This window comes from Sphingomonas sp. 10B4, from assembly GCF_035019905.1.
Classification (GTDB): Bacteria; Pseudomonadota; Alphaproteobacteria; order Sphingomonadales; family Sphingomonadaceae; genus Sphingomonas; species Sphingomonas glacialis.
Window position 1 is genome coordinate 25,450 of the sequence record NZ_JASJVC010000012.1, and the last position, 22,573, is coordinate 48,022.

At 67.7% G+C, this 22,573-nt stretch carries 22 protein-coding genes and 1 tRNA gene; 17 read left to right on the top strand and 6 right to left on the bottom strand.

The window, feature by feature from the left end; all coding sequences use genetic code 11:
- The first annotated feature begins 139 nt into the window (after positions 1-139).
- The 5 genes from radA to QN347_RS05750 are packed head-to-tail and all read left to right on the top strand — an operon-like array spanning position 140 to position 4,728.
- On the top strand, positions 140-1,513 hold the full coding sequence (radA, locus tag QN347_RS05730) for a DNA repair protein RadA (RefSeq protein WP_322162967.1): 1,374 nt from the start codon (positions 140-142) through the stop codon (positions 1,511-1,513).
- Between the two features lie 43 nt (positions 1,514-1,556).
- On the top strand, positions 1,557-2,126 hold the full coding sequence (locus QN347_RS05735) for a CvpA family protein (protein ID WP_322162969.1): 570 nt from the start codon (positions 1,557-1,559) through the stop codon (positions 2,124-2,126).
- 45 nt (positions 2,127-2,171) lie between these two features.
- Positions 2,172-2,606, top strand: a complete 435-nt coding sequence (locus QN347_RS05740) for an iron-sulfur cluster assembly scaffold protein (RefSeq protein WP_322162970.1) — start codon at positions 2,172-2,174, stop codon at positions 2,604-2,606.
- Positions 2,603-4,402 carry a cation:proton antiporter gene (locus tag QN347_RS05745; protein ID WP_322162971.1) on the top strand — a complete coding sequence of 600 codons (1,800 nt, stop codon included), beginning with the start codon at positions 2,603-2,605 and terminating at the stop codon, positions 4,400-4,402. The genes QN347_RS05740 and QN347_RS05745 overlap by 4 nt, the downstream gene beginning before the upstream one ends.
- Complete coding sequence (locus QN347_RS05750) at positions 4,399-4,728, top strand: DUF423 domain-containing protein (protein ID WP_322162973.1); 330 nt, start codon at positions 4,399-4,401, stop codon at positions 4,726-4,728. Before QN347_RS05745 ends, QN347_RS05750 begins: the two co-directional genes overlap by 4 nt.
- A 326-nt stretch (positions 4,729-5,054) precedes the next feature.
- Here QN347_RS05750 and QN347_RS05755 read toward each other — a convergent pair whose 3' ends face one another.
- Genes QN347_RS05755 through QN347_RS05765 form a run of 3 tightly spaced genes read right to left on the bottom strand, consistent with a single transcriptional unit; the run spans position 5,055 to position 6,884 of the window.
- Complete coding sequence (locus QN347_RS05755) at positions 5,055-5,204, bottom strand: DUF2256 domain-containing protein (protein ID WP_133189151.1); 150 nt, start codon at positions 5,202-5,204, stop codon at positions 5,055-5,057.
- A 37-nt stretch (positions 5,205-5,241) separates the two neighbouring features.
- Complete coding sequence (gene aroB / locus QN347_RS05760) at positions 5,242-6,333, bottom strand: 3-dehydroquinate synthase (RefSeq protein WP_322162975.1); 1,092 nt, start codon at positions 6,331-6,333, stop codon at positions 5,242-5,244.
- Positions 6,330-6,884 (bottom strand): shikimate kinase, encoded by a 555-nt coding sequence (locus QN347_RS05765; protein ID WP_322162977.1) that lies wholly within the window; start codon positions 6,882-6,884, stop codon positions 6,330-6,332. Before QN347_RS05765 ends, aroB begins: the two co-directional genes overlap by 4 nt.
- 85 nt (positions 6,885-6,969) lie before the next feature.
- On the opposite strand from QN347_RS05765, the gene QN347_RS05770 reads away from it, so the two are divergent.
- The 4 genes from QN347_RS05770 to QN347_RS05785 are packed head-to-tail and all read left to right on the top strand — an operon-like array spanning position 6,970 to position 10,827.
- The gene (locus tag QN347_RS05770) at positions 6,970-7,107 is read left to right on the top strand and encodes a hypothetical protein (RefSeq protein ID WP_165954491.1); all 138 of its coding nucleotides are present in this window, start codon (positions 6,970-6,972) and stop codon (positions 7,105-7,107) included.
- The gene (locus tag QN347_RS05775) at positions 7,088-8,935 is read left to right on the top strand and encodes a hypothetical protein (protein ID WP_322162979.1); all 1,848 of its coding nucleotides are present in this window, start codon (positions 7,088-7,090) and stop codon (positions 8,933-8,935) included. The genes QN347_RS05770 and QN347_RS05775 overlap by 20 nt, the downstream gene beginning before the upstream one ends.
- On the top strand, positions 8,932-9,867 hold the full coding sequence (locus QN347_RS05780) for a tyrosine-type recombinase/integrase (RefSeq protein WP_322162981.1): 936 nt from the start codon (positions 8,932-8,934) through the stop codon (positions 9,865-9,867). Before QN347_RS05775 ends, QN347_RS05780 begins: the two co-directional genes overlap by 4 nt.
- A 12-nt stretch (positions 9,868-9,879) precedes the next feature.
- Positions 9,880-10,827 carry an acetyl-CoA carboxylase carboxyltransferase subunit alpha gene (locus tag QN347_RS05785; protein WP_322162983.1) on the top strand — a complete coding sequence of 316 codons (948 nt, stop codon included), beginning with the start codon at positions 9,880-9,882 and terminating at the stop codon, positions 10,825-10,827.
- A gap of 318 nt (positions 10,828-11,145) precedes the next feature.
- On the opposite strand, the gene QN347_RS05790 is transcribed toward QN347_RS05785, so the two are convergent.
- Both QN347_RS05790 and QN347_RS05795 read right to left on the bottom strand, forming a co-directional pair.
- Complete coding sequence (locus QN347_RS05790; protein ID WP_322162985.1) at positions 11,146-11,319, bottom strand: Flp family type IVb pilin; 174 nt, start codon at positions 11,317-11,319, stop codon at positions 11,146-11,148.
- A gap of 120 nt (positions 11,320-11,439) precedes the next feature.
- Positions 11,440-11,625, bottom strand: a complete 186-nt coding sequence (locus QN347_RS05795) for a Flp family type IVb pilin (RefSeq protein ID WP_322162987.1) — start codon at positions 11,623-11,625, stop codon at positions 11,440-11,442.
- 54 nt (positions 11,626-11,679) lie between these two features.
- Here QN347_RS05795 and QN347_RS05800 point away from each other — a divergent pair, with 54 nt between their 5' ends.
- Positions 11,680-12,117 carry a (deoxy)nucleoside triphosphate pyrophosphohydrolase gene (locus tag QN347_RS05800; protein WP_322162988.1) on the top strand — a complete coding sequence of 146 codons (438 nt, stop codon included), beginning with the start codon at positions 11,680-11,682 and terminating at the stop codon, positions 12,115-12,117.
- Positions 12,118-12,156: 39 nt separating this feature from the next.
- Here QN347_RS05800 and QN347_RS05805 read toward each other — a convergent pair.
- Positions 12,157-12,230: transfer RNA gene (locus QN347_RS05805), tRNA-Cys, on the bottom strand.
- Between the two features lie 198 nt (positions 12,231-12,428).
- On the opposite strand from QN347_RS05805, the gene QN347_RS05810 reads away from it, so the two are divergent.
- From QN347_RS05810 to QN347_RS05840, 7 genes are all read left to right on the top strand, one after another.
- Positions 12,429-13,094 (top strand): protein-L-isoaspartate O-methyltransferase, encoded by a 666-nt coding sequence (locus QN347_RS05810; RefSeq protein ID WP_322162989.1) that lies wholly within the window; start codon positions 12,429-12,431, stop codon positions 13,092-13,094.
- Between the two features lie 20 nt (positions 13,095-13,114).
- A complete protein-coding gene (locus tag QN347_RS05815; RefSeq protein ID WP_322162990.1) occupies positions 13,115-14,626 on the top strand; it encodes a TolC family outer membrane protein in 1,512 nt (503 codons plus the stop codon).
- Between the two features lie 61 nt (positions 14,627-14,687).
- Positions 14,688-15,167 carry a DUF2497 domain-containing protein gene (locus tag QN347_RS05820; RefSeq protein WP_322162992.1) on the top strand — a complete coding sequence of 160 codons (480 nt, stop codon included), beginning with the start codon at positions 14,688-14,690 and terminating at the stop codon, positions 15,165-15,167.
- Positions 15,168-15,224: 57 nt separating this feature from the next.
- Positions 15,225-17,306 carry a S9 family peptidase gene (locus tag QN347_RS05825; RefSeq protein WP_322162994.1) on the top strand — a complete coding sequence of 694 codons (2,082 nt, stop codon included), beginning with the start codon at positions 15,225-15,227 and terminating at the stop codon, positions 17,304-17,306.
- A 217-nt stretch (positions 17,307-17,523) separates the two neighbouring features.
- The gene (locus tag QN347_RS05830; protein ID WP_322162996.1) at positions 17,524-18,072 is read left to right on the top strand and encodes a hypothetical protein; all 549 of its coding nucleotides are present in this window, start codon (positions 17,524-17,526) and stop codon (positions 18,070-18,072) included.
- 198 nt (positions 18,073-18,270) lie between these two features.
- A complete protein-coding gene (locus QN347_RS05835; protein ID WP_322162997.1) occupies positions 18,271-20,949 on the top strand; it encodes a valine--tRNA ligase in 2,679 nt (892 codons plus the stop codon).
- A 127-nt stretch (positions 20,950-21,076) separates the two neighbouring features.
- Positions 21,077-22,528, top strand: a complete 1,452-nt coding sequence (locus QN347_RS05840; protein WP_322162999.1) for an MATE family efflux transporter — start codon at positions 21,077-21,079, stop codon at positions 22,526-22,528.
- Positions 22,529-22,573: the final 45 nt, after the last annotated feature.

Consider the following 22,573-nt stretch of genomic DNA (forward strand, 5'->3'; position numbering starts at 1 on the left):
CCAGACCTGGAACCTCCGGTTTCTGCGCAAAGCGCGAAAGAACGGTTAAGATCTCGCGCTACGACATTTTGAAAGCGCATAAAGGTACAGCGTCGGAAAATCTGTTCCCCTCTCGTTCTCCGCTCGCTATGCTCGTCCCATGGCCAAACCTCAAAAACGCTATGTCTGCCAGGCCTGTGGATCGGTGTCGCACCGCTGGCAGGGGCAGTGCGCCGACTGCGCCGAATGGAACACGCTGGTCGAGGAAGCAGGCGGCGGCACCGTGACGCCGTTCCAGGCCAAGCATAACCTCCAGTCGGGCGGGCGGACGATGACGCTGGTCGGGCTCGATGCCGAGATCGAGCTGCCCGAACGGATGACGTCGGGAATCGCCGAGCTCGACCGCGCACTGGGCGGTGGCTTTGTCGAGGGATCGGCGACGCTGATCGGCGGCGATCCCGGGATCGGCAAGTCGACGCTGCTGCTGCAGGCGGCGGCGAAGATGGCGCTCGCGGGCCTGAGCGTTGCGTACGTCTCGGGCGAGGAAGCTGCCGATCAGGTCCGCCTGCGCGCGCGGCGTCTCGGACTGGGGCATGCGCCGGTTCAGCTCGCGGCGGCGAGTTCGACGCGCGATATCCTGACGACGCTGGGGCAGGGGCAGCCACCCGCCTTGCTCGTGATCGATTCGATCCAGACGATGCACAGCGACTTGATCGAAGGCGCGCCGGGCACCGTCAGCCAGGTACGGGCGTCGGCACAGGAGCTGATCCGCTTCGCCAAGGAGCGCGGGACGGCAGTGGTGCTGGTCGGCCATGTCACCAAGGACGGGTCGATCGCGGGGCCGCGCGTGCTCGAACATATGGTCGACACCGTGCTGAGCTTCGAGGGCGAGCGCAGCCACCAATATCGCATCCTGCGCGCGATCAAGAACCGCTTTGGCGGGACCGACGAGATCGGCGTGTTCGCGATGGTCTCGGAAGGCTTGTCCGAGGTCGGAAATCCCTCGGCGTTGTTCCTTACGCAGCGCGACGAGGGGATGACGGGGACGACGGTGTTCCCCGCGCTCGAGGGCACGCGGCCGGTGCTGGTCGAGATCCAGGCGCTCGTCGTACGCCTCGCAAGTGGGGCGACGCCGCGGCGCGCGGTGGTCGGCTGGGACAGCGGGCGGCTCGCGATGGTGCTCGCGGTGCTCGAGGCGCGGTGTGGGCTGAGTTTCTCGTCGAGCGAAGTCTATCTCAACATTGCCGGCGGCTACCGCGTGCAGGATCCGGCGGCCGATCTCGCGGTGGCGGCGGCGTTGATCTCGGCGCTGTCCGAGCGGCCGGTGCCCGCCGACGCGGTGGTGTTTGGCGAGCTTGCGCTGTCGGGCGAGGTGCGGCCGGTGGCGCACGGCGCGCTGCGGCTGAAGGAAGCGGGCAAGCTCGGTTTCGAGCGAGCGTTGCTGCCCGCGGCGGTGCAAGACGACAAGAGCGGGTTGAAGCTGACCGGCTTCCGCACGCTCGGGAGTTTCGTCGAGCATATGCTTGGACGATAGCAGCCCCTCGACTTAACCCATCGCTCGGCGATAAGGCGCGGGGATGCATCTTACCGCGCTCGATATCCTTGTCCTGCTGACCATCGGCGGATCCGCCACGCTCGGGCTGGTGCGCGGGTTCGTCACCGAAGTGCTCTCGCTGTTCGCCTGGGTGGCGATCGTGTTCGCGGTAAAGCTGTTCCACGTGCCGCTGACGCATGCGCTGACCGGCATGGTCGGGACCACCACGGGCGCTGCTGTGCTCGCCTTCGCGATCCTTGGAGGCGTGACCTATTTCGGCGGGCGGATGGTCGCCAATGCGATCGGCGCGCGCACGCGCGATTCGATCCTCGGGCCGGTCGACCGCGCGCTCGGCTTCGGCTTCGGCGCGCTGAAGGGGCTGATCCTGGCGAGCCTCGCCTTCCTGCTCGTCGTGCTGATGACCGATACGATGAGCGGCGGCCCGACGCACCGGCCCGAATGGCTGACCCAGGCCAAGGTCTATCCCCTGCTCAACACGACCAGCGCGAGCATCGCCGACTTCGTCGATCGCCGCCGCCGTGGCGAGCCGGTGTTCGGCCCGGCCCATGTGCGGACGCCGCGCGCCGCCGAGCCCGACAACGCCGCCGACTGACCGCGGCGGGGTGACGCGCGCGGCGAGCCCGCCTACATAGGCGGCATGACCGCGCCGCTCTACACCACCGAGATCCTTCGCCTCTCGACGACGATTCCGCACCATCAGCGTTTGCCCGATCCGATGGGCTCGTCGGAGAAGCGCTCGCCGGTGTGCGGCAGCCGCGTGACGGTCGACGTCAACATGGATCGCGACGGGCGGGTCGCCGAGCTCGGGATGCTGGTGCGCGCCTGTGCGCTGGGCCAGGCATCGGCGTCGCTGATGGGGGCCGAGGTGATCGGCAAGACCCCCGCCGAACTCGTCGCAGCGCGCGATGCGCTGGCTGCCTGGCTGGCGAGCGAGGGGCCGCCGCCGAGCTGGACGGGGCTCGAGCTGTTCGCGCCCGCGCTGCCGCACAGCGCGCGCCATGCCTCGATCCGGCTGGCCTTCGAGGCGGCGGCCGAGGCGGCGCAAGCCGCTGCCGGCAAGGCACCGGCATGAGCGAATCGCTGCTGCTCGATGGCGTCATCCTCGGCGGCTTCGCGCTCGTCTTCGTCCTGATCTTCCGCCGCTTCGGGCTCGGTGCGACGCTCGGCTATCTCGTCGCGGGCGCGGTGGTCGGGCCGCAAGTGCTGCATCTGGTCGGCAATGCCGAATCGAAGATGGGCATCGCCGAGCTCGGCATCATCTTGCTGCTGTTCATCGTCGGGCTCGAGCTCAACCCGACGCGGCTGTGGGCGCTCAAGAAGGAAATCTTCGGGCTTGGCCTGATGCAGGTCGTGCTGTGCGGACTCGCGGTGACGGGCGTGGTCTGGCTTTCGACGCGGCTCGGCGGATCGCCGCAGCATTTCTCCTGGGCCGCGGCGCTCGTGCTCGGCCTGCCGCTCGCGCTGTCTTCGACCGCGCAGGTTTTGCCGATGCTGCAATCGGCGGGGCGGCTGCGCACCCCGTTCGGGGAGCGCGCCTTCTCGATCCTGCTGTTCCAGGATCTGTCGATCGTGCCCTTGATCACGCTCGTCACGGTCTTGTCGCGCAATCCCGCCGATGCCGGTGGTCCGCCGGGATGGCTGCTGTTCCTCTACACCGTCGGTGCGGTGGCGGGGCTGGTCGCTGCCGGACGCTTCCTGCTGCGGCCGCTGTTCCGAATCATCGGCAATATGGGCGAGCGCGAGATGTTCGTGTTTGCCGCTTTGTTCACTGTGATCGGCGCGGCGGCGATCATGGAATCGCTCGGCCTGTCGACCGCGCTCGGCGCGTTCGTCGCGGGCGTGATGCTCGCCGACAGCCCGTATCGGCATGAACTGGAAGCAGATGTCGAGCCGTTCCGCTCGATCCTGCTCGGGCTGTTCTTCCTCGCGGTCGGGATGATGCTCGACCTGCATGCGATCGCCGAGCGGCCGTTCTTCGTCATCGGCATGGCGCTGGCGCTGATTGCTACCAAGGCGCTGATCATCTTCGGCATCGGCATGCTGTTCAAGATGAAGTGGCGCGCGGCGCTCGCGCTCGGGCTGTTGCTGAGCCAGGGCGGCGAGTTCGGCTTCGTGCTGTTCGCGCAGGCGCAGCACGCCTTCCTGATCGCGCCCGAGGCGGCGAGCCTGTTCGGCGCGATCGTCACGCTGTCGATGGCGACGACGCCGTTCCTGATGATGATCACGCAGCGCATCCGCGAAGAGCCGATCATCGCCGGCGAGCGCGACGGGCCGACCGCGGACGGCGCCAACGCGCTGATCGTCGGCTATGGGCGCTTCGGCCAGACCGTCGCGCAGATGCTGATCGCGCAAGGGGTCCCGGTGACGCTGATCGACACCGATATCGAGATGATCGACATCGCGAGCGAGTTCGGCGCGAAGGTCTATTATGGCGACGGCACGCGGCTCGACATGCTGCGCCAGGCGGGGGCGGGGGAGGCCGAGCTGATCATGTTCTGCATGGACGGCGACCAGATTTCTGCCGATCTCGTCAAGGGCGTGAAGGAGGCGTTCCCGCACGCCTCGATCTATGTCCGCGCCTATGATCGCCGCGCGGTGATCAAGCTCAAGGGCGCGCCGCTCGACGGGGTGGTGCGCGAGGTGCTCGAATCGGCGGTGAAGATGGGGCGGATGGCGCTCAAGAGCATCGGCGTCGACCAGGCCGAGATCGACCGCACCGAGGACACCTATCGCCGCAAGGACAAAGAGCGGCTGCGCGCGCAAGTCGCCGCGGGCGACATCCGCGCCGCGCGCGAGAAGATCATCACGCAGCACGAACGCGAATCGGCGCTGCCCGAGGACGAAGCATCGGTGGAGGAACCACGATGAACTGGATTGCCATTCTCGCTGCGCTGTCGGGGGCGCTGGCGATCGGCGCGGGCGCGTTCGGCGCGCATGGCGCGGGCAAGGACGCGGCCGAATGGCTCAAGACCGGCGCGCATTATCAGCTGATCCATGCGGTCGCGGCGCTCGTCGCGCTGAAGATGGAAGCGCGCGGGCCGGCGTGGCTGTTCCTCGCCGGCGGCGCGATTTTTGCGGGCTCGCTCTACCTGATGGCGCTCGGCGCGCCGCGCTGGTTCGGCGCGATCACGCCGATCGGCGGCGCAGCGCTGATCGCCGGCTGGCTGTGGCTGGCCTGGATCGCCCGGGGGTAAGCGACGCACGGATCGGTTGACTCGATGGACCCCCAGACGCGCGATCGACCGGGGCGATCGTTTCCGTTTTTGTACCGATGCGGATCCCGGGGGACCCTTCCAAACGCCGCTGCAACAGTATCATGTGCGGTGGGTTGTAGGACAGCAGAATGGTGTGCGCCCAATCGTGACGAAGAGCGGAAATGGTGCTGGATCATCTCACGCTCGACGTGGGGTTTGTGTTGCTGTCGCGGGCGGTCTTTGCGAGCCTGATAGCGTAACGAGTCCGAGTTGCGAGGTTGGTGGGATTGCCACCAGCTATCGCCGCCAAATCCTCCCGTGCGCCGTTACCCGCTCTTTGCGGCGCGGCGACAGCGTTCCGAGCAATAGACGACGTTGTCCCAGTCGCGCGCCCATTTCTTGCGCCAGGCAAAGGGGCGCTGGCAGACCGGGCAGGTCTTTTCGGGCAGGTTCGCCTTGGCGATGCCTTGGGGCATGAGGGGGGCCTTCCTGGTGCTGCGCGTGGACCGACGCTCAGGCGTCGAGAAACGCCCGGACGTCGGCGAGGTTCACCGATATGTCGAGGAAGGTCCCACCGATCCCGCGCGCGAGCAGGAAGGGGAGCTTGCCCGCGTCCATCTTCTTGTCGTGGAGCATGTGCGCGACGAGGGTCTCGCCATCGGCCTCGATCCCGGCCGCCGCTACACCATCGGGCAAGCCGATCGCGCGCAAATGCGCCGCGACGCGATCGGCATCGGCGGCGGGTGCGAGCCCGCGCGCCGCCGAATAGCCGAACGCCAGCGCCATCCCGGCGGCGACGCCCTCGCCGTGGAGCAAGCGGTCGGAGAAACCAGCCTCGGCCTCGAGCGCATGGCCGAAGGTGTGGCCGAGGTTGAGCAAGGCGCGCTTGCCGGTCGTCTCGCGCTCGTCCTCGGCGACGATCCGCGCCTTGGCGGCGACCGAATGCGCGATGGCGTAGGCGCGCGCGGCGGGATCACCGGCGACCAAGGCGGGCGCGTTCGCCTCGCACCATTCGAAAAAGGCGGGGTCGTCGATCAGCCCGTATTTCACGACCTCGGCATAGCCCGCGCGGACGTGGCGCAGCGGCAGCGTGTCGAGCACATCCGGGTCGATCAGCACCAAGGCGGGCTGGTGGAACGCGCCGACCAGGTTCTTGCCGGCGCGTGAATTGATCGCGGTCTTGCCGCCGACCGACGAATCGACCTGTGCGAGCAGCGTCGTCGGGATCTGGACGAAGCCGCAGCCGCGCTTGACGATGCTGCACGCGAAGCCGACCAGATCGCCGATCACGCCCCCGCCAAGCGCCACGACATGATCGCCGCGCTCGATGCCGAGCTCGAGCAGCCGGTCGGTGAGCTGTTCGAGCATCGCCCAGCTCTTGGTGCCCTCGCCCGGCGGCAGCACGATCGCGTCGCTCTCGACCCCCGCCGCGGTGAGCGACGCCTGCAGCGTCGCCAGATGCGGCAGGACGTTCTCGTCGGTGACGATCGCCATCCGCCGTCCGCGCGACAAGGGCTTCAGCCAATCGGCCGCCCGCGCGAGGACGCCGGCTTCGATCACGACGTCGTAACTGCGCGAACCGAGCGCCACGGGGATGGTCGTCATATCTTGCCGAGCGCTTTCAGGATGGCGTTGACGGTCGCGTCGTGCGGCGCACGGTGGCTCGAGACGCGGAGGTGTGCCGTCGCGTAGAACGGGTTGCGCACGCGCGCCAGTTCTTCGAGCACCGCGAGCGGATCGCGATTGCGCAGCAGCGGGCGGGTGTCGCGGCGCGAGACGCGCTCGACGAGCACCGCGGGCTTCGCGTCGAGCCAGATCGCAAAGCCGTTCGAAAGGATCGCAGCGCGCGTCTGCGGATCGACAAAGGCACCGCCGCCGGTCGCGATGACGCGGCGCTCGCCGTCCATCAGCCGCGCGATCACGCGGCGTTCGCCGTCGCGGAAATGCGCTTCGCCGAATCGCTCGAAGATTTCGGACACCGCCATGCCGGCGGCGATCTCGATCTCGGTATCGGCGTCGACGAAGGGGAGGTCGAGGCGCGTGGCGAGCCTGCGCCCGACGGTCGATTTGCCGGCCCCCATCAATCCCACCAGCACGATCGGCTGGCCGGTCCAGATGGGCGGTTCGGGCGGAGAGGGGGCGGGGCTTTGCAACATCGAAGCGAGCGCTATACAGCGCACCTGCGTCTCGGGCAAAAGCTTGGTCGTTGCCCATTTTCAGTTTGTTGCAGGTTGTGAGCCCATGCCCCGTTCGATCGTCGCTCTCATCGTCGTCCTCGTGGTGGTGGTCGCTTTGCTGTTCGGCCTCTCGCGTCTGTCGCACGAAAAGCCGCTGAAGCATGTAGAGAAGGCCGTCCCGCTTGCGAATCTCCAGAAGTAAGGTCGCGATCGCCGCGCTGGCCGCGGCGCTGGCGATTCCGGCGCTAGGCCAGGACAAGCCCGAATCGATTCTTCCGCCCGGCTTCGGTGATCCGACGCCGCCGCCGAGCGCACCGCGTCCGCGCGCTGCCCAGCCGAATCGGCCCGACGCCGCGCCGACCGCGGCGCGGCCGGCGGCCCCTGCGGCGGCTCCGCTCGTTCCCGCCCCGCTCGGTCTCACACCGCTCGGTCCCGGAGGCCCCGATGCCGCGCCGACGCCGCTCGCAACGCCGGTGCCGACCGTCGCGCCCCCTGCGGCGACCGATTTTGCGGCGTTCGTTCGCGCCGACATGCCGGCGTACGCCCGCCGCTCGCTGGCGCAGGTCGGCGTCGTCGGCCCGGCACAGGGCGCGATGGCAACCGACGCGTTCGGCCGCGCCAATGGCCGCTATCTCGAAACACTGATGCGGCGGCTGAACCCGCCGGTCGCGTCGCGCTGGGTGTCGATCGTGCTGCGGCGCGCCTTGCTCGCGCGCGTCGATACGCCGCGCGGTGTCAACGGCGCGGACTTCGCCGCCGAGCGCGCGTGGCTGCTGGTGCGGATGGGCGAATCGGTCGCCGCGCGGGCGATGGTGCAAGCTGTCGATACCGAAGATTACACGCCCAAGATGTTCGTCGCGGCGATGCAGGCGGCGCTCGCTGCGGGCGATCCCGCGGCGTTGTGCCCGGCGGTCGAGGCGGGCGCGACGCTTGGCGCCGAGCGCGGCTGGATCCTCGCGCGCGCGATGTGCGCTGGCCTGTCGGGAATGCCCGCGAAGGTGCAGCCGTTGCTGACCCAGGCGCGGCGGACGCGGCTGGCCGGGGACGTCGACCTGTTGCTTGCGCAGAAGGTTGCCGGCACCGGGCAGAGCGGTCGTCAGGCGGTCACGATCGAGTGGGACGATGTCTCGCAACTGACCGCATGGCGCTATGGCCTCGCCACGGCCGCTGGGGTCGAGATCCCGGCGACGCTGCTCGCGACGGGAACGCCTGCGGTCGACGGCTGGCGTGCGCTTGCGCCGACGCTCGCGCCGAACGTCCGCGCGGCGGCGGCCGAGCTTGCGGCGGCACGCGGGATCCTGTCGAGCGCGGCGCTGATCGACCTCTACAGCGCGATCGACGCCGGGGACGACCAGTCGGTCGCCGAAGCGGGCATCGCCCGCGACTTGCGCGCGTCGTATGACGCGAGCAACGTGGCGGGGCGTGCCGATGCGCTCAAGCGGCTGTGGGACGAACCCAAGACCGATGAAGGCCGCTATGCGCGGCTCGTGCTCACCGCGGGCGCGGCGGCGCGGTTGCCGCAGACGCTCGAGAAGCCCGATATCGACCGCATCGTTGCGGCGATTCTGAGTGCGGGGCTTGATCCACGCGCGATGCGCTGGCGCGAAAAGGCCGAGCGCGGCAGCAATGCCTGGGCGATGCTGACGCTGGTCGACCCGGCCGAGCCGGTGGCGAGTTATGACGAGGTCAGCGCCTATGCCGGCGCGAACGATTCGGACGGGCTCAAGCGGCGGATGTTCTTTGCTGGCCTGACGGGGCTGGGCCGGATGTCGGCGAGCGAGATCGAGCGCGGCGCGCGGACGCTCGGCGTGCGCGTCGGGCGCGAGGACAGCTGGACGCGGGCGCTCAAGACCGCGGTCGTCGACCGCGAGCCCGGCACGGTGGCGTTGCTGGCGGCGGTGGGGATGCAGACGCGTGCGTGGCGCGGCGTGTCGCCCGAGGCTCTCTATCACATCGTGACCGCGCTGCGTGCGGTCGGCCTGCCCGGCGAGGCCAAGATGGTCGCGGTCGAGGCGATGAGCCGGTTGTGACCAAGCCGTCGGCAGCGGGCGGGGACCGCGCGCTGATCGAGCGATTTCTCGAGATGATGGTCGCCGAATCGGGGGCGGCGAAGAATACCGTGCTCGCCTATCGCAGCGATCTCGAGCTTGCCTCGGGGTTTCTTGAAGGGCGCTTGAGCGCTGCCGGTGCCGAGGATCTCGCGCGGCTCGGTGGCGAATGGCTTGCGCTGTCGAAGGCGAGCGTGGCGCGCAAATCGGCGGCGTTGCGGCGCTTTTTCGCGTTCCTGGTCGATGAGGGGTTTCGCAGCGACGATCCGGGTGCCGCGCTCCCACGGCCTGGCGCATCGCGCGGGCTGCCCAAGGTGCTCGACCATGCCGATATCGACCGGCTGTTTGCCGCGATCAGTGCGCGAATCGCACGCGAGCCGCCCGATCCCAACGACCTGCGGCTCGCCGCGTTGGTCGAATTGCTTTACGGATCGGGGCTGCGCGCGACCGAGCTGATGTCGCTGCCGCGCCGCGCGGTGGCGCCCGACCGGCCGTATCTCATCCTGCGCGGCAAGGGCGGCAAGGAGCGGCTCGTCCCGCTCTCCGATCGCGCCCGTGCGGCGGTGGCGGTGTGGCGGTTGCATGTCCCCGAAGAGAGCCCGTGGCTGTTCCCCTCGGGCAAGAGCCATCTCAGCCGGATCCGGCTGTATCAGCTGCTCAAGGGCCTGGCGGGCGAGGCGGGGATTCCGCCCGATCGCGTCAGTCCGCACGTGCTGCGCCATGCCTTTGCGACGCACTTGCTGGCGGGCGGGGCCGATCTTCGCGCGCTGCAATCGATGCTCGGCCATGCCGATATCGCGACGACCGAAATCTACACGCATGTCGATGCGAGCCGGCTCGTGGAGCTCGTCAATACGCGCCATCCGCTTGCCGAGGCGACAGCGCGCGTTGACGCAAAGCGCGGCGGGCCTTAACCGCCGCTGGCTATGGCAAGTTTCCTCGATTTCGAAAAACCGATCGCCGAGCTTCAGAGCCGGATCGACGAGCTGCGCGAGACCGCGTCCGAAGGGACGGTCGATATCGGCGCGGAAGTCGGCAGGCTCCAGGCAAAGTCCGACAAGCTGCTGCGCGACACCTATTCCAGGCTAACCCCGTGGCAGAAGGCGCAAGTCGCGCGCCACGGCGAGCGGCCGCATTTCAAGAACTATGTCGCTGGCCTATTCGAGGATTTCATGCTGCTCGCGGGCGACCGCGCGTTCGGTGACGATCAGGCGATCCTCGGCGGCTTTGCGACGTTTCGCGGGCGCCGCATCCTCGTGATCGGTCACGAGCGCGGCGACGATACCGCGAGCCGGCTCAAGCACAATTTCGGGATGGGCAAGCCTGAGGGCTATCGCAAGGCGATTCGCCTGATGCAGCTCGCCGATCGCTTCGGCCTGCCCGTAGTGACGCTGGTCGACACCAACGGCGCGTTTCCCGGCATCCAGGCCGAGGAGCGCGGCCAGGCCGAGGCGATCGCGCGCTCGACCGAGGCGTGCCTTGCGCTCGGCGTGCCGATGGTCGCGGCGGTGGTCGGCGAGGGCGGTTCGGGCGGCGCGATCGCGCTGGCGGCCGGCAATATCGTGATGATGTTCGAACATGCGATCTACGCGGTGATCACGCCCGAGGGCTGCGCGTCGATCCTGTGGCGCACCGCCGACAAGGCGCCGGAAGCGGCCGAGGCGATGAAGATCACGGCGCAGGACCTCAAGGGTCTCGGCGTCATCGACACGATCGTTCCCGAGCCGCTTGGCGGTGCGCAGCGCGATCCGGCCACGGCGATCGCGGCGCTCGGCGATGCGATCGAGGCGGCGTTGATCAAGCTCGACGGCAAGACTCCCACCGAGTTGCGCCGCAGCCGGCGCGAGAAGTTCCTGGCGATGGGGCGGCTCTAAGCCGCTCCGCGGCTTGCCGACTCGACCGGACTGCATCGTCCCCGAAATGTTGGTGAAGATCGGCACGCGCTGATTGCCCGCCACCTGCATCGTGGCAATCGCGGCCACCGCGCCCAACGTCGCGATCAGCCCGTATTCGATATGAGTCGCGCTTTTCGCGTCCCCCCCAAAGTTCGCATCGAACCTCTCCCATCTCGATCTTTATAGGCGGGGATGCGGGCGTTTCAGAAAAATGCGATTGCGTAGCGATGCGCATACAAAGACGGGCGGCAAGACCATCGTCCTGCCGCCCGCCCATTGTCGCCGAAGCGGCAAAGCTTACGTGGCGCCCGACTTCATCGAACCCGAGACGTTGGTGAACGTGGTCTTGAGCTGGTTACCCAGGCCCTGCATCGCGGCAATCGCCGCAACGGCGATGAGCGCTGCGATCAGGCCGTATTCGATCGCGGTCGCGCCCTTCGAATTCTTGATGAAATTGCGGATGGTCTTCATGATTCCGGTCTCCGTAGGTAAATGCTTCAGTACCCGGTCGGGCCGGGATCCCGGACCAACAATGCCTTTGTAGAAGGACAGAGTTGATAAAAGTTTAAGGCGGGGCGTGCCGTACGCGGGTTAATTCGCGGAACGCGCGGCGCTGACCTGGGCACTGACATTGCCCCACATGCCGACGGTGGTATTGGCGACTTGCGTCAGGGAAGCGATCATCGCGATCACGACGAGCGCGGCGATCAGCCCATATTCGATAGCGGTGCCACCCCGGCGGTCGCCAAGCAGAGATTTCAGCAGTCGGATGATCATGGCGATACTCTCTGAGCCAGGTTCCGGCGTTTGATACCTAAGGATGATTAACGAATGTCTAAACCTTTGGGAGCGGGCGAGGCGGCCTCGCTGATGCCGGTGGTTGCGGCATCGTTGATCGATCGCGACGGGCGCGTGCTGGTGCAGCTGCGCCCGCCCGGTAAGGCGATGGCGGGGCTGTGGGAGTTTCCCGGCGGGAAGGTCGAGCCAGGCGAGACACCCGAGGCGGCGCTGGTGCGCGAGCTCGAGGAGGAATTGGGGATCGTCTTTGCGCAAGACGCGCTGGCGCCGCTGACCTTCGCCAGCGCGGCGTTGCCCGGACGCCATTTGCTGCTGCTGCTCTATGTCTGCCGCGCGTGGGGCGGGGTGCCGCAAGCGCTCGATGCGACCGCGCTCGCGTGGCACGCACCAGCGGCACTGCGCAACCTGGCGATGCCGCCGGCCGACTGGCCGTTCATCGCTGCGCTCGAGGATATCGGGGACGACCGCTAGGATCGTCGCGCCTGCCGCGCCGCGGGGCAGGAAAGAATATGGAGGCCCGACCGGGAATCGAACCCGGGTGCGAGGATTTGCAGTCCTCTACGTCACCACTCCGCCATCGGGCCACGAGACGCTGTGGGGCGTTTCGGGGAGGCGCGCTGATGCAGGGGCGCACGCGCGCTGTCAACCGCGGGCGTGCAAAAATGCCGCTAAGCGTCGCTTGGCGTAGCCTTTCCATCACGATAGAAGCGAGCGCAGCAAACGAGTGTATTGCACAGCTACAACAGTTGTGCAAAGCTGATGTCCGACAAGGGTGTGGTTCGATGACAGTGACGACGCAGGATTCCGAGATGGTGGCGATGCGCCACGCAATGGTGGCCAGCCAGCTTCGCACCAATGCGGTGAGCGATGCGCGCGTGGTGGCCGCGATGGACAGCGTCCCGCGCGAAGCCTTCGTGCCCGCCGATGCGCAGGCGATCGCGTATCGCGATACCGCAGTGCCGCTCGGCCATGGCCGCGCGCAGAACGTGCCGATCGCGACCGGGCGCCTGCTGACCCAGGCTGAACTGCGCGCGACCGACCGCGTGCTGCTCGTCGGCGCGGCGGGCGGCTATACCGCGGCGGTGCTGTCGCATCTGGTGGATTCGGTCGTCGCGCTCGAATGCGAGCCGGCACTGGCGGCAGCGGCGCGCACGGCCTTGGCCGATGCCACCAACGTGACCGTGGTCGAGGGTCCGCTCGAGGCGGGCCACGCTGCCGGTGCGCCGTACGACGTGCTCGTCATCGACGGCGCGGTCGAGGCAGTGTCCGACGCGCTGGTTGCGCAAGTCGCGATCGGCGGGCGGGTCGTCACGGGGATCGCCGATCGCGGCATGACGCGGCTGACCTCGGGCCGCAAGACTGCGGGCGGCTTTGCGCTGCTCGATTTTGCCGACATCGATTGCGTTCCGCTGCCGGGCTTCTCGCGGCCGCGCTCCTTCACGTTCTGATCAGAAAGACACGCCGAGCCATGCGCGCACTCTTTTTCGTCACCGGTACAGCGCTGCTCGCTCTGGTCGCAGCACCGCTGTCGGCGGAAACGCTGCGCGAGGCCTTGGTCAAGGCGTATAACACCAACCCGACGCTCGCCGCGCAACGCGCGAGCCAGCGCGGGGTGGACGAGAACGTGCCGATCATCCGGTCGCAGGGGCTGCCCGGCGTTCAGCTGCAAAGCACCTACACCGAGAATGTCGTGAAGGCGGCGAACAGCTTTGTCTCGCCCGATCGCCAGGCCGGGGCGAGCGTGACGCTCGCGGTGCCGATCTACAGCGGCGGCGCGGTCCGCAACGGCATTCGCGCTGCACAGACGCGAGTCGAGAGCGGGCAGCAGAGCTTGCGCGGGACCGAGGCGAGCTTGTTCACCACCGTGGTCGGCGCGTATATGGACGTGATCCGCGACGAGGCGATCGTCGGGCTCAACACGCAGAACGTCCGCGTGCTTGAGGTCAACCTTCAGGCCAGCCGCGATCGGTTCCAGGTCGGCGACCTGACCCGCACCGACGTCGCGCAATCCGAGGCGCGTCTCGCGGTCGCGCGCAGCCAGCTGCAATCGTCGCAAGCGCAGCTGATCACCAGCCGCGAGAGCTATATCCGCTTCGTCGGCACCGAGCCCGGCCGGCTCGACACGCCGCCCGACCTGCCCAATCTGCCGGCCGAACCCGATGTCGCGGTCGATGTCGCGTTGAAGAACAATCCGACCTTGCTCGCGGCGGCCAAGGCGCGCGATGCGGCGGGCTATGATATCGGCGTTGCACGCGCCAACCGCTTGCCGACGGTCGCGGTCAATGTTGGCGGCAACTATTATAATTATCTTGGCTCGCTCGGCTCGGGCACGGGGGTTGCGGTCCGACAGAGCGGGAAGGCGGCCACGGTCGGGCTCGGGTTGACGATGCCCTTATATCAGGGCGGCCGCCCCGCCGCGCAGATTCGCCAGGCGCAAGACGCGCGGGTGCGGGCGATCGAACAAGTGACCGAGACCGAGCGCGGCGTCATCGCGCAGGCGCGGTCGGCCTATGCGGTGTGGAAATCCTCGCTCGAGACGATCGCGTCGAGCGAAGTCGCGGTCAACGCCAACAAGCTCTCGCTCGAGGGCGTCCGCGCCGAGAACAGCGTCGGCAACCGCACGATTCTCGACATCCTCAACGCCGAGCAGGAATTGCTCAACTCGCAGGTCACGCTCGTTACGGCGCAGCGGGACGCCTATGTCGCGGGCTTCGCCTTGCTAGCGGCGATGGGGGAGGCGGAAGCGCGCAATCTCGGGCTCGACGGCGGTCCGCTCTACGATCCGGTCGCACACTATACCAGCGTGCGGCACCGGATCTGGGATTGGTCGTCGGATCCTGACCCGGCGGTCACCGGCACGCGGACCAACGCCACGCGCCCGCAGACCGCGAAGATGACGCAACCGCTCGACCCAATTCTCGAAGCGCCAGTTGACAGAAGCGCGCCGATCACTGCAGGTAATGCGACGAAGAACCGTTAACCATCGGATCTACGCACAAACTAGGAATGCGGTAATGGGTGATCTGAGCGCGGAGCCATCGATGGAAGACATCCTTTCGTCGATCAAGCGCATCATCGCCGAGGAAAACGACGCGACGCCGGGCCGCAGCAAGCGCCCGCCGCGTTCGCTGCCGCCGCGCTCCGAAGCGGAACCCTTCCACCACGACATCCTCGAGCTGAGCGAGCCCGTCCATGAGCCGGAATATGCACGCGAGCCTGCCCCCCGTCCTGCGCCCGCAGCGGAGCCTGTAGCGGTGGCCGCCAAGCCTGCGCCGGCGTCCGTCGCGCCCGAACCGAGCCCCGAATCGCTGCTGTCGGCGCGCACCGCCGAAGCCTCGCGCAGCCCGCTCGACGCTTTGTCGCGGCTGGTGGTCAAGCCCGAGGTGACCGGATCGGACACGCTCGAGGGCGTGGTGCGCGAAATGCTGCGGCCGATGCTGCGTGACTGGCTCGACGCCAATCTCCCGACGATGGTCGAGGCGATGGTCGCGCGCGAGATCGATCGGATCACCGGCAAGTAAGACCTATCCGGCAAGACCGATTGCGGGAGCTGGCGGGTTCTGCTGTAACCTGCCGCCATGAAGATGCTTCTTGCCGCGACCGCCCTGAGCGCCGCTTTCGTCGCTGTTCCCGCAGCTGCCCGCCAACTCACCGTCGACGACGTCGTCGCGCTGTCGCGCGTCTCAGCGCCTGCGGTTTCGCCCGACGGGCGCTGGCTCGTGTGGCAGCAGCGCGAGACTGACTTGTCGATCGACGGCGGGCGTTTCGATTTGTGGCGGCTCGATCTCGCGCGCAAGGGCGCCGCGCCCGAGCGGCTTGCCGCCGAGGCCGAGGTCAATGAGACCGCACCGCAATTCTCGCACGACGGGCGGGCGGTCTATTTCCAGTCGGACAAGGGCGGCGACGACGCGGTCTGGTCGATCGGCATCGCGGGCGGTGCTGCGACGCGGCTGACGCAGTTCAAGGGCGGGATGGGCGGCTTCAAGGTCTCGCCGCAGGACGACAAATTGCTCGTCTGGGCGGATCGCCGTCCTGGCGCGCCGAGCCTGGAGCCGGCGATGGTCAAGAAGGATGACAATGCCGGCAACGGGCGCGTGTACGACCAGATGTTCGTGCGGCATTGGGCGAGCTGGTCCGACGGAACGCGCTCGCAACTGTTCGTGCTGCCGCTGACGCCGACGGGCGCGACGGGGAACGGCGTTCCGATCGAAGGCGCGCTCGTCGGCGATGCGCCCTCCAAGCCGTTCGGCGGCGGCGAGGAAGTGTCGTGGAGCGCCGATGGCAGGACCGTCTTCTTCGCGCTGCGCGAGGCGGGGCGGATCGAGCCGCTCTCGACCAATCTCGATATCTTCGCCGCGCCTGCGGATGGAGCGGCGGCGCCGACCAATCTGACCGCGGCGAACACGGGGACCGACACCTTTCCGACGGTGTCGCCCGATGGCAAATCGCTCGCCTGGGTCGCGATGAAGCGCGCCGGGTATGAAGCGGACCGGCAAGTGCTGATGCTCCGCGATCTGGCGAGCGGGCAGGTCCGCGCGCTGACGCAGGATTGGGATCGCTCGATCGGGTCGATCGCCTGGGCGCCCGACAGCAAAACGATCCTCGTCACCGCCGAGGACACGCAGGAAAATCCGATCTGGTCGGTCTCGCCGGTCAGCGGCAAGGTCACCCGGCTAACGCAGGCGGGCAACGTCACGGCGGTGCTGCCGACCGCGAGCGGCGTGGTGTTCGCGATGAATTCGCTGACCGCGCCTGATGATTTCTACCGGCTCACGGGCACCAAGACCGCGCGGCTGACCTCGGTCAACGCGACCAAGCTCGCCGGCATCGACATGCCGAGCGTGACCAAGTTCAGCTTCACCGGTGCGAACGCCGATACGGTGTGGGGCTATGCGGTCAAGCCCGCGGGCAGCACCGGGAAGGTGCCCGTCGCGTACATGGTGCATGGCGGCCCGCAGGGATCGAGCAACAACAGCTGGTCGTATCGCTGGAACCCGGCGGTGTTCGCGGGCGCTGGCTATGGCCTCGTCGCGGTCGATTTCCACGGGTCGACCGGGTACGGGCAGGCCTTCACCGATGCGATCCGGGGCAACTGGGGCGGGTGGCCGCTCGAGGATCTGCAGAAGGGCCTTGCCGCAGCGACGTCCAAGTTCAGCTGGCTCGACGGCGACAATGCGTGCGCGCTGGGGGCGTCGTACGGCGGCTATATGATGAACTGGATCGAGGGCAATTGGCCCGATCGCTTCAAGTGCATCGTCCAGCATGACGGCGTGTTCGACGCGCGCGCGATGGCGTACGAGACCGAGGAGCTGTGGTTCGACGAGTGGGAGCATGGCGGCAAGGCCTATTACGAAGACCCCGCCGCGTTCGAGAAATGGAACCCGGTCAACCATGTGACCGCGTGGAAGACGCCGCAGCTCGTCATCACCTCGGAGGGCGATTATCGTATTCCGTACACGCAGGGGATCGCGGCGTTCACCGCGCTCCAGCGGCGCGATATCCCGTCGCGGCTGGTGGTGTATCCGGGCGGGAGCCACTGGGTGCAGAAGCCCAATGAGAGCCGCCAATGGTATCGCGAAGTGCTGGGCTGGATGGGCAAGTGGACCGGGCGTGACGTGGCGGAGCCCGTGGTGGGCGCATCGGGCCGAAAGGGCGGGTGACCCTATCCCCCTCTCCCTGTGGGAGAGGGGCAGGCGCGGATGCGCCGCGGGGTGAGGGCGGGCGGTGGTTGGATGCTGCCCTCACCCTCCCACTCCGCTTCGCCGAGCGGGCCCCTCCCTCCCGTTGGGAGAGGGGTGTGGCACTCCACTTTCATCTAGGGTTCAGCTTGGCTGCGTAGATTTCTTCTCCTCATTCACTGCCACGAGGAGGAAACCCATGCGTTTGATGTCCAAGATCGCGCTGGCCGGTGCCGCGGCCTGCACGCTTGCCGGGACGGCTTATGCCGCGGATCGCGAATTCCACCGGATGAACGTAGCGCTTCCCGATGGCTCGGTCGCGCAATTGCTCTATCAGGGCGACGTCGCGCCCAAGGTTGAGCTGGTGCCGGTCGAGCGGACTATTCCCGTCGCGCTGCTCGATTCGCCGTTTGCCCGGTTCGACCAGATGTTCGCCGAAATGGATCGCCAGGCGGCGGTGATGATACAGCACGCCGCTGCGCTGCAGGCGTCGGCGCCGGCGGGCGGCAAGATCGACCAGGCGGCGCTCAAGGCGATGCCGGCGGGGGCGAGCTACTCGTTCACCGCGTACAGCTCGAGCAATGGCGGCTGCACGCAGAGCTACCAAATGACCGCCTACGGCAATGCCGAGCCCAAGGTGGTCTCGCAGAGCAGTGGCGATTGCAGCAAGGCTGGGCAGCTGCAGGCGGCCCCCAAGCCGGCCAAGGCGATCGAAGCCCCGAAGACCGTCCCGCACGACGCGGTCTGACCGGGCTGCGCGAACTTCCCCCTCCGCTCGCCCTGAGCCTGTCGAAGGGCACCGCTCCACCGGGAACGCCGGACGTGGGCAGGGCAGGGCTTCGACAGGCTCAGCCCGAACGGGATGGGGGCATTGCCGAAATCCTGGAGGGCGGTCCGTACGGGCCGCCCTTTTCTTTTGCGGCATCGCGGCTAAAGCCTGAAGGCTATGACTGAGCTCTCCAAAACCTTCGACCCCGCCGAACTCGAGCAGCGCTGGTACGCGCATTGGGAAACGAACGGGCTGTTCCGCCCCGACCGCCCCGGCGCCGAGCCGTGGACGATCGTCAACCCGCCGCCCAACGTCACGGGCTCGCTCCACATCGGCCATGCGCTCGACAATACGCTGCAGGACATTCTCGCGCGGCATGCGCGGCTGCAGGGCAAGGATGCGCTGTGGGTGGTCGGCACCGATCACGCGGGGATCGCGACGCAGATGGTGGTCGAGCGCCAGATGGGCGAACGCCAGCAGAAGCGCACCGACTTCACCCGCGAAGAGTTCATCGCCAAGGTGTGGGAATGGAAGGAAGAGAGCGGCGGCGAGATCACGCAGCAGCTCCGCCGGCTCGGTTGCTCGATGGACTGGGCGAACGAGCGCTTCACGATGGACGAGGGTTTCTCCAAGGCCGTGCTGAAAGTGTTCGTCGACCTGCACAAGGAAGGCCTGCTCTACCGCGACAAAAGGCTGGTGAATTGGGATCCGGGCCTCGGCACCGCGATCAGCGACCTCGAGGTCGAGACGCGCGAGATCAAGGGCAGCTTCTGGCATCTGCGCTACCCGTTGGCGGATGGGTCGGGCTTCATCGAGGTCGCGACGACGCGGCCCGAGACGATGCTCGCCGACATGGCGGTCGCGGTGAACGCGTCGGACGAGCGCTACACGCATCTCGTCGGCAGGCAGATCAAGCTGCCGATCACCGGGCGGCTGATCCCGATCGTGACCGACGACCATGCCGATCCCGAACTGGGCTCGGGCGCGGTAAAGATCACGCCGGGACACGACTTCAACGATTTCGAGGTCGGCAAGCGCGCCGGGATCGCGGCAAGCGCGATGCTCAACATGCTCGATGCCAAGGCGCAGGTCGTGCAGGTGTCCGACGGGCTGATCCCGGCCGAGCTGCTCGGGCTGACGACCGCGGAGGCGCGCAAGGCGGTCGTCGCGCGTTTGAAGGCCGAGGGTTTCCTCATCGCGCACACCGACAAGGACGGCGTCGAGCATGACGCCGAGCCGCGCACGATCCAGACCCCGTACGGCGATCGCTCGGGCGTGGTGATCGAGCCGTGGCTGACCGACCAATGGTATGTCGATGCGGCAACCTTGGCGAAGCCGGCGATCGAGGCGGTGCGCTCGGGCGCGATCCAGATCGTGCCCAAGACGTGGGAGAAGACCTTCTTCAACTGGATGGAGAATATCCAGCCGTGGTGCGTCTCGCGGCAATTGTGGTGGGGGCATCGGATTCCGGCTTGGTTCGCCGAGGATGGGTCGATCTACGTCGCGCTGACCGAGGGCGAAGCGCAGGCGCAGGCCGGCGAGGGCGTGGCGCTGCGCCAGGATAGCGACGTGCTCGACACGTGGTTCTCCTCTGCGCTGTGGCCGTTCGCGACGATGGGCTGGCCCGAGGAAACCTCGCCGACGCTGCATGGTCGCTACCCCAACGACGTGCTCATCTCGGGCTTCGACATCCTGTTCTTCTGGGACGCCCGCATGATGATGCAGGGCATCCACTTCATGGGCGATGTGCCGTTCAAGAAGCTGTACCTCCACGGCCTGGTCCGCGCCGCCGATGGCGCGAAGATGTCCAAGTCGAAGGGCAATGTCGTCAACCCGCTCGGGCTGATCGACCAGTATGGCGCGGATGCTTTGCGCTTCTTCATGGCGGCGATGGAGAGCCAGGGCCGCGACATCAAGATGGATGAGAAGCGCGTCGAGGGCTATCGCAACTTCGCCACCAAGCTGTGGAACGCGTGCCGCTTCGCGCAGTCGAACGGCATCGTCGCGAGCGCCACGCTCGAGGCGCCCGCGGCCGAGCTCGCGGTCAACAAGTGGATCATCGCCGAGACGATCGGCTGCGTCCAGGCAGTCGATCTCGCGCTCGCCGACCTGCGCTTCGATGGCGCGGCGAATGCGGTCTATCAGTTCGTGTGGAGCCGCTTCTGCGACTGGTATCTCGAGCTGATCAAGCCAGTGTTCGACGGCGACGAGAAGGGCAGCATCGACCCCGAGAGCAAGCTGGTCGCGGGCTGGGTGATCGACCAGATCCTCGTGCTGCTCCACCCGTTCATGCCGTTCATCACGGAGGAACTGTGGCACGCGATGGGGCCGCGCGACAACGACCTGATCGTCGCGAAATGGCCGATGGCGGATGCGCGTTCGCTCGATCCGGCGGCGAGCAAGGAGATCGACTGGCTGATCCGGCTGGTGTCGGAAATCCGCGCCGCGCGGACCGAGGTCAACATTGCGCCGGGCACGCGGATGCAGATGCATGTGCGTGATGCCGATGCGGAGACGCTCGCGCGGCTCGAGCGGCAGGCGCCGGTGATCGCTCGCCTCGCGCGGGCGAGCGTGGTGCAGGATGCGCCCGGTGGCGGCGCGCTGCAGGTGGTGGTCGATGGCGCGACCTTCGTGCTGCCGCTCGAGGGGATCATCGACCTCGCCGTCGAGCGCGAACGGCTGACCAAGGGCATTGCCGCCGCCGCCAAGGAGCGCGACGCGCTCGCCGGACGGCTCGGCAACGCGAGCTTCGTGGAACGCGCGAAGCCCGAGGCGGTTGAGAAGGCGCGCGCCGATCACGCCGAGAAGTCCGCCGAGGCCGAGCGGTTGACGGCGGCGCTCGAGCGGCTGGGCTGAAATCGGAGAGTCGTCACCCCGGCCTTGTGCCGGGGTCCACCTTCGCGCACGTGCGGGCAGCATTGCTCTCGCGGGACGGTGTACCCCGGCACGGGGCCGGGGTGACGAAGGGGAGTAAGGACGGAAGATGGCAAGCTCCCCGACGCGCCGCGGTCAACGCGACCTGACGACCGGGCCGATCGCGATGACGTTGCTCGCGTTTGCGCTCCCCACGCTCGGCTCGAACATCCTCCAGTCGCTCAACGGCTCGATCAACACGATCTGGGTCGGACGCTTCCTCGGCGAGGGCGCGGTTGCGGCGACCGCCAACGCCAATACGATCATGTTCCTGATGTTCGCGCTGGTGTTCGGCTTCGGCATGGCCTCGACCATCCTGATCGGCCAGAGCATGGGCCGGCGCGATATTGAGGCGGCGCGCCGCGCGTTCGGCGCGTCGATCGGGCTCGTCATGGCAGGCGCGGTGGTGGTGGCGGCGCTCGGCTGGATCTTCACCCCCGATATCCTGCGCGTGCTGGCGACGCCGCCGAGCGCGATGCCGCTCGCGCTCGCCTATCTGCGCGTGATCTTCCTCGGCCTGCCGGCGTCGATGCTGCTCGTGCTGCTCAGCATGGCGCTGCGCGGGATCGGCGATTCGATCACGCCGCTGTGGTTCACGTTGCTCAGCGTGCTGCTCGATAGCGGGTTGAACCCGGTGTTCATCCGCGGCTGGTTCGGGATTCCGGCGATGGGGATCGCCGGCTCGGCGACCGCGACGCTGATCGCCTCGCATGTCGCGGCGTTCGGGCTGCTTGCATACGTCTATGCGCGCGACCTGCCGATCCGGCTCCGTGGGCACGAGCTGTCCTACCTCATCCCAAGCCTAGCGCTGACGCGGACGATCCTGGCGAAGGGCCTGCCGATGGGCGCGCAGATGCTCGTCATGTCGGTCGCCGCGCTGACGATGACCGGGCTCGTCAATCGCTACGGGATCGAGACGACCGCGGCCTATGCCGTGTCGCTGCAGCTCTGGGGCTATATCCAGATGCCCGCGCTCGCGGTCGGCGCGGCGGTGAGCAGCATGGCGGCGCAGAATATCGGTGCGGGCTTCTGGGACCGGGTCGACCGCATCACGCGCGCCGGACTGATCTTCAGCGCGGTGCTGACCTCGACGATGGTGCTCGCTATAATCGCGTTCGACCGGCCGGTGATGGGGCTGTTCCTCGGCAGCGAGAGCCCGGCGATTGCGATCGCGCGGCATATCCAGGTGCTGGCGAGCTGGAACTTCATCATCTTCGGCATGACGATGGTGCTGTTCTCGACCGTCCGCGCGAACGGCGCGGTATGGGCGCCGCTGATCATGCTGTTCGTGGCGATGTATCCGGTGCGGATCGGCTTTGCGCTGCTGTTCCAGCCGACGATGGGGGCGGATGCGCTGTGGTGGAGCTTCCCGCTCGGCTCGTGCGCCAACTTCGTGATGGCGCTGTGCTATTATCGTTACGGCGGCTGGCGCAACCAGCGGCTCGTCGTGCCGGCGGAGCGCGCGCAGGAACAGGTGCCGAGCTCGGCCGAACCCGCGGGGCGGCTGCACCCGTCGAGCTGACGCGCAAGACCGCTTGCGCCCGCCCGCGCGAGGTTCCAGAACGCG

Coding starts and splice junctions, on each gene's coding strand:
- radA (WP_322162967.1), top strand. CDS start 140: ATGGCCAAACCTCAAAAACGCTATGTCTGCCAGGCCTGTGGATCGGTG.
- QN347_RS05735 (WP_322162969.1), top strand. CDS start 1,557: ATGCATCTTACCGCGCTCGATATCCTTGTCCTGCTGACCATCGGCGGA.
- QN347_RS05740 (WP_322162970.1), top strand. CDS start 2,172: ATGACCGCGCCGCTCTACACCACCGAGATCCTTCGCCTCTCGACGACG.
- QN347_RS05745 (WP_322162971.1), top strand. CDS start 2,603: ATGAGCGAATCGCTGCTGCTCGATGGCGTCATCCTCGGCGGCTTCGCG.
- QN347_RS05750 (WP_322162973.1), top strand. CDS start 4,399: ATGAACTGGATTGCCATTCTCGCTGCGCTGTCGGGGGCGCTGGCGATC.
- QN347_RS05755 (WP_133189151.1), bottom strand. CDS start 5,204: ATGCCCCAAGGCATCGCCAAGGCGAACCTGCCCGAAAAGACCTGCCCG.
- aroB (WP_322162975.1), bottom strand. CDS start 6,333: ATGACGACCATCCCCGTGGCGCTCGGTTCGCGCAGTTACGACGTCGTG.
- QN347_RS05765 (WP_322162977.1), bottom strand. CDS start 6,884: ATGTTGCAAAGCCCCGCCCCCTCTCCGCCCGAACCGCCCATCTGGACC.
- QN347_RS05770 (WP_165954491.1), top strand. CDS start 6,970: ATGCCCCGTTCGATCGTCGCTCTCATCGTCGTCCTCGTGGTGGTGGTC.
- QN347_RS05785 (WP_322162983.1), top strand. CDS start 9,880: ATGGCAAGTTTCCTCGATTTCGAAAAACCGATCGCCGAGCTTCAGAGC.
- QN347_RS05790 (WP_322162985.1), bottom strand. CDS start 11,319: ATGAAGACCATCCGCAATTTCATCAAGAATTCGAAGGGCGCGACCGCG.
- QN347_RS05795 (WP_322162987.1), bottom strand. CDS start 11,625: ATGATCATCCGACTGCTGAAATCTCTGCTTGGCGACCGCCGGGGTGGC.
- QN347_RS05800 (WP_322162988.1), top strand. CDS start 11,680: ATGTCTAAACCTTTGGGAGCGGGCGAGGCGGCCTCGCTGATGCCGGTG.
- QN347_RS05810 (WP_322162989.1), top strand. CDS start 12,429: ATGACAGTGACGACGCAGGATTCCGAGATGGTGGCGATGCGCCACGCA.
- QN347_RS05815 (WP_322162990.1), top strand. CDS start 13,115: ATGCGCGCACTCTTTTTCGTCACCGGTACAGCGCTGCTCGCTCTGGTC.
- QN347_RS05820 (WP_322162992.1), top strand. CDS start 14,688: ATGGAAGACATCCTTTCGTCGATCAAGCGCATCATCGCCGAGGAAAAC.
- QN347_RS05825 (WP_322162994.1), top strand. CDS start 15,225: ATGAAGATGCTTCTTGCCGCGACCGCCCTGAGCGCCGCTTTCGTCGCT.
- QN347_RS05830 (WP_322162996.1), top strand. CDS start 17,524: ATGCGTTTGATGTCCAAGATCGCGCTGGCCGGTGCCGCGGCCTGCACG.
- QN347_RS05835 (WP_322162997.1), top strand. CDS start 18,271: ATGACTGAGCTCTCCAAAACCTTCGACCCCGCCGAACTCGAGCAGCGC.
- QN347_RS05840 (WP_322162999.1), top strand. CDS start 21,077: ATGGCAAGCTCCCCGACGCGCCGCGGTCAACGCGACCTGACGACCGGG.